The 13,408-nt window shown below is 66.5% G+C and carries 14 protein-coding genes; 8 read left to right on the top strand and 6 right to left on the bottom strand.

The window, feature by feature from the left end:
- Positions 1-29 precede the first annotated feature (29 nt).
- From AC1RT8_RS11350 to AC1RT8_RS11330, 5 genes are all read left to right on the top strand, one after another.
- The gene (locus tag AC1RT8_RS11350; RefSeq protein WP_493075749.1) at positions 30-1,415 is read left to right on the top strand and encodes an amidohydrolase family protein; all 1,386 of its coding nucleotides are present in this window, start codon (positions 30-32) and stop codon (positions 1,413-1,415) included.
- A complete protein-coding gene (locus AC1RT8_RS11345; protein WP_493075748.1) occupies positions 1,412-2,719 on the top strand; it encodes an MFS transporter in 1,308 nt (435 codons plus the stop codon). The genes AC1RT8_RS11350 and AC1RT8_RS11345 overlap by 4 nt, the downstream gene beginning before the upstream one ends.
- A 194-nt stretch (positions 2,720-2,913) precedes the next feature.
- Positions 2,914-3,777 (top strand): 4Fe-4S dicluster domain-containing protein, encoded by an 864-nt coding sequence (locus AC1RT8_RS11340; RefSeq protein ID WP_493075747.1) that lies wholly within the window; start codon positions 2,914-2,916, stop codon positions 3,775-3,777.
- Positions 3,774-4,457, top strand: coding sequence for a hypothetical protein (locus AC1RT8_RS11335; protein WP_493075746.1), 684 nt, complete (start codon positions 3,774-3,776; stop codon positions 4,455-4,457). Before AC1RT8_RS11340 ends, AC1RT8_RS11335 begins: the two co-directional genes overlap by 4 nt.
- A 24-nt stretch (positions 4,458-4,481) precedes the next feature.
- Positions 4,482-4,748: a hypothetical protein gene (locus AC1RT8_RS11330; RefSeq protein WP_493076127.1), complete on the top strand. Its 267-nt coding sequence runs from the start codon at positions 4,482-4,484 to the stop codon at positions 4,746-4,748.
- A 338-nt stretch (positions 4,749-5,086) separates the two neighbouring features.
- Here AC1RT8_RS11330 and AC1RT8_RS11325 read toward each other — a convergent pair whose 3' ends face one another.
- Genes AC1RT8_RS11325 through AC1RT8_RS11310 form a run of 4 tightly spaced genes read right to left on the bottom strand, consistent with a single transcriptional unit; the run spans position 5,087 to position 8,205 of the window.
- Positions 5,087-6,262 (bottom strand): acyl-CoA dehydrogenase family protein, encoded by a 1,176-nt coding sequence (locus AC1RT8_RS11325; protein ID WP_493076126.1) that lies wholly within the window; start codon positions 6,260-6,262, stop codon positions 5,087-5,089.
- 47 nt (positions 6,263-6,309) lie between these two features.
- On the bottom strand, positions 6,310-6,603 hold the full coding sequence (locus AC1RT8_RS11320; RefSeq protein ID WP_493075745.1) for a putative quinol monooxygenase: 294 nt from the start codon (positions 6,601-6,603) through the stop codon (positions 6,310-6,312).
- Between the two features lie 10 nt (positions 6,604-6,613).
- On the bottom strand, positions 6,614-7,165 hold the full coding sequence (locus AC1RT8_RS11315; protein ID WP_493075744.1) for an NADPH-dependent FMN reductase: 552 nt from the start codon (positions 7,163-7,165) through the stop codon (positions 6,614-6,616).
- Positions 7,166-7,167: 2 nt separating this feature from the next.
- On the bottom strand, positions 7,168-8,205 hold the full coding sequence (locus AC1RT8_RS11310) for an NAD(P)-dependent alcohol dehydrogenase (RefSeq protein WP_493075743.1): 1,038 nt from the start codon (positions 8,203-8,205) through the stop codon (positions 7,168-7,170).
- Between the two features lie 148 nt (positions 8,206-8,353).
- Here AC1RT8_RS11310 and AC1RT8_RS11305 point away from each other — a divergent pair, with 148 nt between their 5' ends.
- Together AC1RT8_RS11305 and AC1RT8_RS11300 are read left to right on the top strand one after the other, a co-directional pair.
- Positions 8,354-9,172, top strand: a complete 819-nt coding sequence (locus tag AC1RT8_RS11305) for an IclR family transcriptional regulator (RefSeq protein ID WP_493075742.1) — start codon at positions 8,354-8,356, stop codon at positions 9,170-9,172.
- Positions 9,172-9,984, top strand: a complete 813-nt coding sequence (locus tag AC1RT8_RS11300; RefSeq protein WP_493075741.1) for an IclR family transcriptional regulator — start codon at positions 9,172-9,174, stop codon at positions 9,982-9,984. Before AC1RT8_RS11305 ends, AC1RT8_RS11300 begins: the two co-directional genes overlap by 1 nt.
- Here the strand turns inward: AC1RT8_RS11300 and AC1RT8_RS11295 are convergent.
- Positions 9,981-10,910 carry a phytanoyl-CoA dioxygenase family protein gene (locus AC1RT8_RS11295; protein WP_493075740.1) on the bottom strand — a complete coding sequence of 310 codons (930 nt, stop codon included), beginning with the start codon at positions 10,908-10,910 and terminating at the stop codon, positions 9,981-9,983. The genes AC1RT8_RS11300 and AC1RT8_RS11295 overlap by 4 nt on opposite strands.
- Before the next feature lie 86 nt (positions 10,911-10,996).
- Positions 10,997-12,280 (bottom strand): spinster family MFS transporter, encoded by a 1,284-nt coding sequence (locus AC1RT8_RS11290; protein ID WP_493075739.1) that lies wholly within the window; start codon positions 12,278-12,280, stop codon positions 10,997-10,999.
- Positions 12,281-12,367: 87 nt separating this feature from the next.
- Between AC1RT8_RS11290 and AC1RT8_RS11285 the strand changes: the two genes are divergently transcribed.
- On the top strand, positions 12,368-13,360 hold the full coding sequence (locus AC1RT8_RS11285; RefSeq protein ID WP_493075738.1) for a LysR substrate-binding domain-containing protein: 993 nt from the start codon (positions 12,368-12,370) through the stop codon (positions 13,358-13,360).
- The last annotated feature ends 48 nt before the right edge of the window (positions 13,361-13,408 follow it).

Genomic DNA, 13,408 nt, shown 5'->3' with positions numbered 1-13,408 from the left:
AGACGGGACGGTCCAACTGGAGAGTGACTATGGGGAACGCCATCATGCCGGAGAACGACACCGCCGCACGGCGCGGACGCAAGGCGCGGCTGACCGGGCGCCTGCTGGCCGCGACCGCAGGAGCGATCGGCTTGTTCGCCGCCCTGCCCGCGCTGGCGGAAACGCTGGTGGTGAAGAACTTCACCCTGATCGACGGCCGCGGCGGACCGGCCGCGCCCAATTCGGCGATGGTGGTCGAGGACGGCCGCATCGTCTGGGTCGGCCCGTCGGCCCGGGCGCCGGCCGCCGCCGACGCGGTCGACCTGAGCGGCAAATATGTCATACCCGGCCTGATCGACACCCATATCCATATGGGCAACGTCCATGACCTGACCCAGGACGAGCGCTTCTACACGACCGAGAATGTCGAGGCCGACCTGAAGACCTACGCGTCCTACGGCTTCACCACCGTCGCGGTGATGGGCACCGACAAGGATTCGGTCTTCGCCGTGCGCAATGCCGAGCGGGCCGGACGCCCGACCATGACCCGGCTGTTCACCGCCGGCCAGGGCATCGTGTTCCGCGGCGGCTATGGCGGCGTGCCCGGCATCAACCGGCCCGTCACCAATGCGAAGGAAGCGGCGATCGAGGTCGATGCTCAAGCGGCCAAGGGCGCCGACTACATCAAATTCTGGCTCGACGACGAACTGGGCACCATGCCCAAGATGCCGCCCGAGATCAGCCAGGCGGTGATCGACGCGGCGCATCGCAACGGGCTGAAGGCCTTCGCCCATATCTTCTACCTAGAGGACGCCAAGCGGCTCGCCGCTCAGGGGATCGACGGCTTCGTGCACAGCGTGCGCGACCAGCCGATCGACAAGGAACTGACCGATGCCATGAAGGAGAAGCATATCGTCCAGGTCGCTGCGACCTTGAGCCGTGAGGCAGCGATGTTCGCCTATGCCAAGCCGGCGCCGCAGCTGAACGACCCCTTTTTCCAGCAATCGCTGTCGCCCGAGGCGCTGCGCCTGCTGGCCAGCCCGGAGCGGCAGAAGACCGTCGCCTCATCGCCGGCCTATCCCCAGCTGCCGAGCTTCTTCGAAACGGCAATGGGCAATCTCAAGCGCGAATCGGCGGCTGGAGTGCATTACGGCCTAGGCACCGATTCCGGCCCTCCGGGGCGCGTCGCCGGCTATTCGGGCCATTGGGAGATGGAGCTGATGGTCAAGGACGGCTTCACCCCCGGCCAGGCGATCCAGGCGGCGACCGACTATGGCGCCGAGATCCTGGGCGCGAAGGACCTGGGCACGCTGGAGCGCGCCAAATGGGCCGACTTCGTCGTCCTCGACGCCGATCCGCTCAAGGACATCAAGAACACCCGCAAGATCAACTCGGTCTATATCGCGGGCCGCAAGGTGCCCTCGGTCGCGCAATGACCATGGAAGCCAATGACAACACGCCGGCGCGTCGGCCGACCCGTATCCGCCATGCCGTGCTGTGGCTGACGGTCCTCGCCTATATGATCACCTATATGGACCGGGTGGTGATCTCGACCGCGGCGCCGTCGATCCAGCAGGAGTTCGGCTTCTCCGCGATCACCATGGGCTGGATCTTCAGCACCTTCCAGATCACCTATGCGCTGTTTCAGATCCCGGGCGGCTGGCTGGGCGACCGGTTCGGCCCGCGCCGCGCGCTCACTTGGATCGTGGTGTGGTGGTCGAGCTTCACCGCGCTGACCGCGATGACCTGGTCGGCGGGATCGATGCTGGTCTGCCGCGCGCTTTTCGGCGCGGGCGAGGCGGGCGCCTTCCCGATCGCGACGCGCTCCCTCTCGCGCTGGATGCTCCCGCAGGAACGCGGCTTCGCCCAGGGCATCACCCATGCCGGTGCGCGGCTCGGCGGGGCGATCACCCCGGTATTCGTCGTGCTGCTGATCGCCGATTTCGGCTGGCGCGCGCCCTTCTTCGTGTTCGCGGTGGTCGGCCTGGTCTGGGCGGGGTTCTGGTTCTTCTTCTACCGCGACCTGCCGAGCGAGCACAAAAACGTGAACGCCGCCGAGCTCGCGCTGATCACCGACGCGCTGGGATCGGCACCCAAGCCGAGCCGCGCGGTCAAGGTGCCGTGGTCGAAGCTGCTCGGCAACAGCCAGATCTGGACTCTGTCGGCGATGTATTTCTGCTACGCTTACAGCATCGGCATCTTCCTCACCTGGTTCCCGACCTATCTGAAGGAAGCGCACGAATTCAACCTGACCAAGATGGGCCTTTACGCCAGCCTGCCGCTGATGGCGGGCGTCGCGGGCGACATCGCGGGCGGCTGGATCTCGGACCGGATGGCGCATCGCTCGGGCAACCTCACCATGTCGCGGCGGCTCGTCGCGATGACCGGCTTCCTGATCGCCGCGGCGACCATCCCGATGGCGGTGCTGTCGCCCGATCCGATGACCAGCGTCGCCTGGTTCTGCCTCGCGGTGTTCGGGCTCGAGCTGACGGTCGGCGTATCCTGGGCGGTGACGCTCGATATCGGCGGCAATTATGCCGGGTCGGTTTCCGCGGTGATGAACAGCTGCGGCAATATCGGCGGCGCGATCGCGTCCTTCGCGACGGGCTATATCGTCACCTATGCGGGCTGGAACCCCGCCTTTTTCGTGCTCGCGATACTGTGTTTCGCCGCCGCCCTGCTGTTCCTGCGCATCGATGCGTCCAGGCCCCTCTACCGGGGCGAGCCCGTGCCCGCATGACGACAGGTTTTCATCGCCCAATTTGAGAGGTTTGCTCGGAATCGGACATCAAGACCATTGACAGTTTCGGCCAATGGCTTGATGCATACAAACGAGTATTTTAGTATGCAACATGTTCGGACCGCGGCGGGAGCGGTGGGCGAAACCCCGGGGGAAAGCGATTTCACCCGGGTGTCTGGGGAGGTCAGGCAGGAATGAAGATCAGTGAGGCGAAATGCGTTGGCTGCGGCAATTGCACCTATGCCTGCACGATGGGCGCGATCTATATCGATCCCACGACGCGCAAGGCGACGGTCAACAGCGACGAATGCGTCGAATGCTATGCCTGCTATAACGGGCTGAGCAAGGAGCATCTGCCGCCCAGGACGGTGCGCTTCACCCGGCGCATGATGTCCAAGCTGTGGCTGCGGTTCGAGCCCGATCCCGATATCTGCCCGACCGACGCGCTCATGCCCGATGAGCTGAGCTGGCCGCGCGTCGTGCGCCGCGCCTTCTCCGATCCGCGCGTGCCGCACGAATCGACCGGCGTCACCGGCCGCGGCACCGAGGAAGTGAAGACCAACGAGATTTCCAACCGGATTGCGGTCGGCATGGTCGGTTTCACCATCGAATTCGGCCGTCCGGGCGTCGGCGTACGGTTCCACCAGATCCAGGAAATGAGCATGGCGCTCGCCGCGCTGGGGGTGAAGATCCAGCCCAAGAACCCGGTCACCGCGATGATGAGCGATGTCGAGACCGGCAAGATCCGCGACGACATATTGAACGAGAAAGTGCTGTCGGCGATCCTCGAGATCACCGTGCCGGTGGAGCGGACCGAGGAGATCATCCGCACCGTCTGGGCGGTCGAGAAGAAGATCGACACGATCGTCGTGCTCGGCGTCGGCACGCGCTGCGACGAGGATGGCGAGGAGCGCGTCGTCGCCCCGATCCTCGAGCGGCTCGGCTACACGCTGAAGCGCGCCAAGACCAATCTCGGCCTGGGCAAGCTGCAGATCAAGGAGATCGAGCGCGAGACCCCTGTATCGGCGAAACCCGCAAAGGAGGTTGAGGCGGCATGACCAACACCCTGCACCGTTACGGTACCGCCGAAAGCTTCAAGGACGATTATGTGATCTTCGCGCTGCCGGCCAAGGGCGGCGCGCAACAGGGCGATCCGAAACCGGCGCTCAAACGCTTCCTGGAGATCGCGCTCGAATACAACCCGGTGAACATCGGTGATGCGATGCATGGCGGTGCGACCCGCCCGACCGAGCACACCCACGCTCTCGAGCATTTCGCCAGGCGCCCGATCAAGCCCGATTTCCAGCAGGTGATCGACGGCGCCGGCGAGCCGACGACTTTCTCCGCCGTGTTCGCCACGCGCGAGGATGCCGAAGCGTTCGTGACGCGCATCGTCGCGGAGGATCTGGGCCTCAGCATCAACATCTCCTCCTCGATCGCCAACGCGATGAACTGTTGCAAGGCGGCGGGCATCACACGCCACAGCGTCGGCTATTCGCTCGGCTTCGAGGGGATCCAGGACAATGCGCCCAACCGCCACGTCCTGTCGCTCTCCACCATGTGCGGCCACGGCATGATCAGCCAGTCGCTCGCCAAGAAGATGATCGACATGGTCAAGGAGAACCGCCTTTCGCCCGACAAGGCGACGGCATCGCTGAGCCGCTTCTGTTCGTGCGGCATCTTCAACCCCGTACGCGCCAAACGGATCATCGAAGAGGCGCGCGGGAAGATCTTCTAGCCCCATGGAGCATATGTTGTGAGCATGTCAGCAATGGACCGCCGGTCCGACACCCAATCCTCGCTCAGGGAAGGTATGATCCCCGCCGGCCGCTCAGGCCGGGCGCGGCTCTGCTACGTCCATCCCGACCTGGTCCGGAACGCCCGGGACCGGCTGCGCGCCCAGACCGCGGATTGCGTGATGGAGACCTTCGGCATCAGCGTGAACACCTGGGTCAAGATGCGCGACGGCAAGCCGATCCGCATGTCGGTCGCCGAGCGGTTCGTCCTGCGCGTGGGCGCCGCGCGCTGACCAGCCTCCACCCGGCGGGTTTGCCGGGATGGCCGGTGACGCTTGTTCACGCAAAGGCGCAAAGAAGAGTGGCTTTGTCGAGTCATCCCATCGATGGATCGCAAGCCTTCTTCGTGCCTTCGCGTGAATCGCCCCGCCACAGCGCTTGATTCAAATCGGAACAGGCCTGCCCCATTGTGGCGTCGGGTGATGCCATCTGGCGCCGCCTCGCTCTTTCTCACGGCTGATTGGATTTCCTTGTTCCGGGGCAAGATTTCCCTGTTACGCCCCGGTAAATTCCCGTTCCTGGATAACAGGGAAATTCGATCTCCTCGGGCGCCGGCGATCCCAGCCGCCGCTCAATAGGAGCGCGGCATCCCGAGCACATGTTCGGCGAGATAGGACAGGATCAGGTTCGTCGAGACCGGCGCGACCTGGTACAGCCGGGTTTCGCGGAACTTGCGTTCCACGTCATACTCCTCGGCAAAGGCGAAGCCGCCAAAGGTCTGCACGCACGCTTCGGCCGCCGCCCAGCTAGCCTCCGCCGCGAGCAGCTTGGCCATGTTCGCCTCGGCTCCGGCATTGGCGCCCGACTGGTAGAGCGCGGCCGCCTCATGCACCATCAGCTCCGCGGCGCGCATCTGGGCATAGGCACGCGCGATCGGGAACTGGACGCCCTGGTTCTGCCCGATCGGCCGGCCGAACACTTCGCGCTCGCCGGCATAGGCAGCGGCCTTTGCGATGAACCATTTCGCATCGCCCACGCACTCAGCGCCGATCAGGATTCGCTCCGCGTTCATGCCGGACAGGACGTAGCGGAAGCCCTGCCCTTCCTCGCCGACCAGGCTCGAGGCGGGAATGGCCAGCCGATCGAAGAAGATTTCGGTCGTGCCGTGGTTCATCATCGTCCGGATCGGGCGGATCGTCATGCCGTTGCCCAAGGCCTCGCGCATGTCGACCAGGAAGACCGACAGGCCTTCCGTCTTCTTCGCAACCTGATCACGCGGCGTGGTGCGCGCGAGCAGCAGCATCAGGTCCGAATGCTCGGCGCGGGAGGTCCAGATCTTCTGCCCGTCGACGATATAGCGGTCTCCGTCGCGCACCGCCGCGGTGCGCAGCGCCAGCGTGTCGGTGCCCGATCCCGGCTCGGTCACGCCGAATGCCTGCAGGCGCAAGTCGCCGGTTGCGATCCTGGGGAGATACGCCGCCTTCTGGCCCGCGCTGCCATGGCGCAGGATCGTGTTCATCACATACATCTGCGCGTGGCAGGCCGAGCCGTTGCAGCCCGATGCCTGGATCTCCTCAAGGATCACCGCCGCATCGCCGAGCGTCAGACCCGAGCCGCCATAATCTTCGGGGATCAACGCGGCGAGGAAGCCGGCCTGGGTCAGCGCGGCGACGAACTCGGTGGGATAGGCCCGGTCGCGATCCTTCGCGCGCCAATAGTCGCCCGGGAAGTCGGCGCAGAGCTTGCGCACCGCGCGGCGAATCTCGCCCTGTTCCTGTGTATCCCGTGCGCCCTGTTCGAACAGCATCCGTCTCTCCGTTTCGCCGGTCATAGCACCGGAAACGGCGCGGGCGATCACCCGAGCGGGATCGGCTCCAGATAGCGGCCCTCCGGCGGCGCGGAGAGCGTGGCGGCGACCGGCGCGAAGGCATGCTTGCCGAGTGCCGCGCCGGCGGCCTTGTGGTCCCCGACCGTGCGCCAATGCTCGATGAAGACGAAGGTCGCGCCGTCCTTCGGATCGGCGAACAGCTCGACCTTCTCGCAGCCGGGAAGCGGCAGGACCTTCGCGGCGAGATCGACCAGCGCGACGCGGAGATCGGCCGTGCGATCCTCGGCGGCGGTCATCCTGTAATGGCGCAGGACGGTCATCGGTTTTCCTTCAGCGAACAAAATGCATCATCTGGCCGGCCATGATGGAGAGGTTGGATTTGAGGCCCGGATCGATGCACCCACCCTCCTCGTCGAACAGCGTCATGGTGGTGTTGGCGGCAACCCCCAACGGGGTCGGCCAGCCGCGCAACGCATGGACGATGGTGCGCAGCGCAATCAGCGTCGATCCGGTCGCCTGCCAGCCATAGGCGCAGGCAATGCACCCGACCGCGCGGCCGTCGAGATAGGGCCGGTCGTCGCGCGCGGTATCCTCGGCATAGTCGAGCGCGTTCTTGATCATGCCCGAGATCGAACCGTGATAGCCGGGCGAGGCGATGATCACGCCGTCGCAGCGCCGGAACAGGTCGACCAGCCGCGCGGCGGCGGGGTCGCGATCCGGATTCTCCGGCGCGTAGAGCGGGATGACGAGATCGGGCCCGGCGAGGATCTCGGTCGTGGCACCCAGCGCCTCGATCTCGCGGAGCGCCGCGCGCAACACCGTTTCCGACGAGGAGCCGGCGCGCGTGGTACCGCCGATGCCGAGGATGAGAGGTGCCACCATGCTCAGCGCCCCGGCACGAGGACGGCGCGGCCTTGCAGGGTTCCCGCTTCCATCCTGCGATAGGTTTCGGCGAGGTCGTCGAAGCCCACCTCGATGATCTCGGCATGGACATGGCCCTGCTGCGCCAGCCCGACCACCGCGCGTAGATCGCCACAGGTGCCGGCATAGGGCACCGCGACGGTCGCATCGCGCGGCATCTCGTGGAAACGCAGAGGCAAGGTGCCACCGCCCACCCCGACGATCTGCAACTGTCCGCCCTGCGCCAGCACGCTCTGCGCAAAGGCGAGCGTCGCATCGTTGCCCACCAGATCGAGCACCAGTCCCGCACCGAGCCCCCCGGTCGCCTCGCGAATGGCAGTGGCGGCGCCTTCGCCCGCCTCGATCGCCAGGTCAGCCCCGAGCGCGCGGGCATGGGCAAGCTTTTCCGGCTGCCGGTCGACCGCGATGATCCGCGCGGGCGTCAGGGTCCGCAGGATCTGGATCGCGATATGGCCGAGGCCGCCCACGCCGATGATCACCGCGCTCGATCCCGGCCCGAGCAGCGGCTCGGCCTGAAGGATGGCGTGATAGGTGGTGATGCCCGCGCACATCAACGGTGCCGCCGCGACCGGATCGAGCATGCCGAGCGGGATCAGGTGTCGGACATCATCGACGATGACGTATTCGGCCATCCCCCCGTCCACCCCGCAGCCGAAGCCGGGGACCATCGGCGCCTTGTCGCAGACATTCTCCGCGCCGTGCCGGCATGGGCTGCACTGGCCGCACCCCCAGGGAAAATAGATGCCGTATGCCACGCCCGGTTCGACGCCCTCGACGCCCGGGCCCAGCTTGTCGACCCAACCGGTGGTTTCATGGCCAAGGATCGCGGGCAGAGGGAAGAAGGCGGGGTCGGCGTGGATCACCAGCAGGTCGCTGTGGCACAGGCCAGCACCCGCCATGCGCAGCCGGACCTGCCCCGGCCCCGGTTCGGGAATCGGCAGCTCGACCATTTGCGCCTCGCCGGCGCGCACCAGTTGATAGGCGCGCATTGTCCCGCTCATCGTCGCTCTCCTTGGGCGTTGTATTTGGCGCCGTTGGCGCAAGCGGCGAAGCTATTAAAACTCATTGCGCGACCAGCTTAGGTCATTGCGAAAACATCTTGCCGGACAAATTGCGCGCGTCCGGTCAATGCCATAGGGAAGCCTTATGGTGGCGACGAAGACGGATAGCGTGGGCGGCGAACGCGAGCTCAACAAGGCGACCGTCCGCGTGCTCCAGGTTCTCTCCAATTTCGCGTCGGACGTGTCGGGCTATGGCGTGACCGAGCTGAGCCTGTTGCTCGGCATGACCAAGAATATGACCTATCGCGCCCTGACCACGCTGGTCGAACAGGGCTATCTCGTCCGCGAGAAGGACGGGTCGCGCTACCAGCTCGGCTACCGCGTGCTCGAGCTGCAGAACCCGCTCGCGGTCGAGCCCGACTTCCGCACCCTGTGCGCGCCCTATGTCCGGCGCATCAACGCGCTGACCGGGGAGTCGGTGGGCCTCGCGGTGCGCGGCGGCGATTATGCCGTGCTGATCGACGGGGTGGAGACCCGCAAGCATGGCGTGTGGCGAGTCCGGGTCGGCGCGCTCTTCCCGTTGTTCGGCCCGGCGAGCGGCCGGGTGCTGCTCGCTTTCGACGATGACGAGGCGATCCGCGACTATATCGCGCGCAACGAACCCTTGCGGAATCCGCGCACCGGCGAACTGGTCGACTCATCGCTGCTGCTCGCCGAGGTCGAGAAGATCCGCCGCGAGGGTCAGGCCCGCGTGGTCCGCGCCAATGCGCCGCAGATGGTGTCGGTCGGCTTTCCGGTGTGGGATCTCGACAACCGTCTGCACGGCAGCATCTCGGTCGGCGGCCCGCGCGAACGCTTCGAGGCGCAACTCGAAGACCAGATGCCCGAACTGGTCGAGATCGTCGCCGACCTCAACCGCCGGTCGCGCCTGTTCCCGGCGGACGATGCCGGATCGGAACTCAACTGATGGCCCGCACCGCGATCAACTCCTCCGCGATCCATGTGTTCGAGGTGCTGCGCCTGGTCGCGCGCACCGAGGAGCCGCTCGGCGTGTCGGAAATCAGCCGGCGCCTCGGCCTGCCCGCCTCGACCGTCTACCGCGCGCTGATCACGCTGGAGGAATCGGACTATCTCGTCCGCCACCAGAACATGCCGCGCTATGAACTGGGGCAGATGCCCCAACTGCTGAACCGCGCGCTGGTCCATCGTTTCCGCCTGCACGCCGCGAGCCGCCCGCACCTCCGCGCGCTGGCTGAGCGGACCGGGGAGACCGCATCGCTGACGGTGCGGCTCGGCTGGTACGGGCTGCGGCTGGCCGGCGTCTATGGCAGTCACGACATCTATCACCGCGACCGCCTCGGCGAGGTGACGCCGCTGCACCGGAACATCTCGGGGCTCGGCATCCTGGCCTTTCTGCCGGAGGATCAGATCGCGGCCTACCGCGCCTTTGTCGATCAGCGGCATCCGGACGATACGCGCGGCAAATGGGAAGCAGTGCTGGCCGGCATCCACGCGGCGGGCCTGGCGCAGCGCTCGGCGGATGAGGACCAGTCGGCCCTTGCGCTGCCGGTGCGCAATCCGGACGGCGAGGTACTGGCGTCGATCGCGATCAGCGGTTCGGATCTGGCGGCGGCGGGTGACGAAGATGTCGCCCGCAGCGTTCGCGACGCGTTGGAAGCGGAGATCGCGCTGGAGCCGGCACGCTTCGCTTCCCCCTTCGCGCACATCCCGCCCGACGAGATCGTGATCAATCTCGACCGGACCGTAGCGCCGGCCTAGAGGGACTCACCCCACTCGGCGTTCAACCGAACCCGCTGTTCCTCGGCCAGCGCATCCAGGTCCTCGAGATGCTGGTGGCCCGTCACGAAATCGTTGAGCGGGTTATGGTTCTCCCCCAGCACCAGCCAGATCGGGCGCTGCGCGATCGGCGCCGGCTTACCTGCGGCACCCGTGCCCTTGGCCATGCCGAAGCTGCGGTCATAAGTGTCGGCCGCATCCATATAATGGAAGGTCAGTCCCGCCCGCCGACGCCCCGAGGTGTTGGCGTTGGCGCCGTGCACCACGAACACGTCATGACCGGAGAACTGCCCCGGCGCGCGTACCGCGTTCACCGCGCTGCCGAAGTCGACCACGGTCTTGTCGACCTCGAAATTGAGCAGGGCATTGTCGTTGGTGCCGATGATATGTTCGATCCGCCCGTTCCTGCCCGATCCCGGCACGAACCGCAGGCAGCCATTGTCGACGTTCACATCGTCGACCGCGATCCAGATCATCACACTCTTGGGGTCCTTGCGTCCCGGCCCGGCCTTGACCGAAGGGTTGTAGCAATCCTGGTGCCACGGCGTCGCCTTTCCGATGCTCGCCGGCTTGGCGAAGATCTCGCCGCCCCACAGGATCAGGTTCGGGCCAATCAGGTCGCGCGCCGCGGCGATGATCGTCGGGTGGATCGCGATCTTGAACAGCTCCTCGCCGCCGATCACGCCTTCCAGAACGCCTGGGCGCAGCGGGATGTGCGGCATGCGGACGAGATTGTGCCAATCCGGATTGGCCGCGAAGACATCCTCCATCGCCCCGACCATCGCCGCGGTGGTCTCCGCATCAAGGCCCTGTGCTGGCAGGACGAAACCCTGGTCGCGGAAGGACGCCGCCTCGGCCGGGGTTACGACATGTTTCGGAATCGGGCGGGTGGCGTGTGCGGTTGCCATGTCTCTCTCCTCAGTTCTTGTCCCGACGATCTTCCTCCGCGCCTTCATCGTCAAATACCGATTCGCGCGAGATTGAGACGACGAAATTACATAGTCGCTGCAGCCTCGCTGCGTATGGTGCGCGCGACGCGCAGGAACTGGATCGCCGCCGCGACCACTGCGATCGGCGCCGCGAGCAGGGCATAACCGAGGCTCGCCGAGCCGACGCCCGGCTCCAGCGCCTGGCTCGCATAGCCCACGATCAGCGGTGCGGGCACGCTGGCGCAGAGCGCGATGACCAGCAGCAGCACCGCCGTCGCCATGCCGCGCATCTCGGGCGGGCTATAGGTCTGCAGGATCACCCAGCTGATCGGCGGGTTGGTCATCAGCGCCGCGTAACCGAGCACGAACAGCATGGCGAAGGCACGGAAGTCAGTCGCGAGGAAGGCGCCGGTGAACAGCGCCGCAGACAGCACCAGCATCGTCGCGACGGCGACGGGCGGACGCCACAGCCCGCGCCGGCCGAGCCAGTCGGTCGCGATGCCGGCCAGGATCATCATCGTGCCCCCGGCCAGCGCGATGCCGGTGCCCATCACCCCGCCGACCTCTGCCGTGCCCAGCGCGAAGCGGCGCACCGCGAAGGACGGCGCCCAGCTCAGCACAGCGAACACGCAGAAATTGCACAAGGCGACCGCGAAGATCGACTGGCGGAACGCCTTGATCCACCAGAGAAACGCGAAGGTCGCGAACAGGTTCTTCGATCCCGCCGCAACGGCCGGCGCCGTATCTGCCGCGCCGCGCACCGGCTCGCGCGTGGTGAAGACCAGCAACAGCGCCAGGATCAACCCCGGGATGCCGGCCGCGAAGAAGGTCGTCCGCCAGCCAAGCTCCTGGTTGACCACGCCACCGATCGCGAAGCCGACGAACAGTCCGACGGTCGTCGCCGAGGTCCAGATCGCCATCGCCGTGCCGCGTCGCCGCGCCGGGAAGTGATCCGCGATCAGTGACACCGAGGACGGCGATCCGCCCGCCTCCGCGATTGATACGCCGACCCGCGTCGCGGCCAGCTCGATCAGGTTGCCCGCGCGACCGCCGAGCACGGTCATCACACTCCACACGGCAATGCAGGCGGCGATGAAACGCACGCGGTGAGTCCGGTCGGCGAACCAGGCCATGGGCACGCCGAGGATCGCGTAGAAAAAGGCAATGGCCGGCCCGGCCAGGATGCCGATCTGCCCGTCGGTCAGGTGAAGGTCGCGCTTGATGTCCTCGGCCAGGATGCCGACGATCTGGCGGTCAGCCATGTTCATCACATAGACGCCGAACAGCAGGGCAAGCACATACCAGGAGCGCAGGCGCCCCGCGGTCGCGGCCGGTTCTGGTCTCTCCATCGCCGAGACATCGCCGTACGCCGGGGAATCGCGAAACGAGCTTATCTCATGCGGCGATGACTCGCGCGTCGGTGCCGAGCAAAAATCATGACTCGTACGATAGCGCTTCCGATATGCTCGCTCACCCGCGCCGGAGGAACGACCCTGCCCCATTCGCCCGAAAAGACGATGACCACGCTGCGCCCGCCGCCGCTGATCGAGCTTCGGCACCTCCATGCCTTTCTGGTCGTGGCGGAGGAGCTGCATTTCGGGCGCGCGGCGATCCGGCTCGGTATCGCCCAGCCGCCGCTCAGCCAGCAGATACGGCGGATCGAACAGGCGCTCGGCCATCCGCTCTTCGACCGCGATACCCGCAACGTCTCGCTCACGCCGGCGGGCGAAGCCTTTGCCGAGACGGCGCGCACGGTGCTCCAGCAGCTTTCGCTCGGCATCGAGCGTACGCGCGCGGTGGCGACCGGCGATGCGGGACGGCTCGCGGTCGGCTTCACCCCGACCACTGCGCTCAGGCTCCTGCCAGCGATCGTCCATGCCTTTCGCGGCGACTATGCCCGGGTCGAGATCGCGCTGTCCGAACTGATGCCCGACGCGCTGCTCGAGGGGCTGCGGCGAGGCGAAATCGATGTCGCCCTGCTCCGCGACGCCCATCCGATCGACGGCGCGGCGCTGATCACATTGCACACCGAGCCGTTCGTCGCGGTGCTGCCTGCCGGTCATGCGCTTGCCGACCCGGCGGTGCCGTTCGATCTCGCGGGCCTGGCCGACGATCCCTTCATCCTGTTTCCGCGCAATCCGGCCTCGACCAGCATGGAATCGGTGATCGCGCTCTGCGTCGAGGCGGGCTTCACACCGCGCGCGGTGCAGGAAGTGCCGGGCTGGCAGACCGCGATCTCGATGGTCGGGTCGGGCCTCGGCGTCACCATCCTGCCGGAGAGCGTCGACAGCCTGCAGCCGCCGGGCATCGTCTATCGCCGGATCGACTCGCCGATCCGCTCGACCATCTGCGCCGCGCGGCGGATCGACGACGAGCGGCCGATGGTACGCAACTTCATCGAGTGCGGGGCGGCCGTCATGCCCGCATGAGATTAAATCCGCGCGGGCGCCCGCGTTCGGTGATAATTTTCCGGCAAG

The organism is Sphingomonas sp. GW821-FHT10F11 (assembly GCF_058809095.1).
This window is presented reverse-complemented; position numbering and strand designations above follow the sequence as displayed.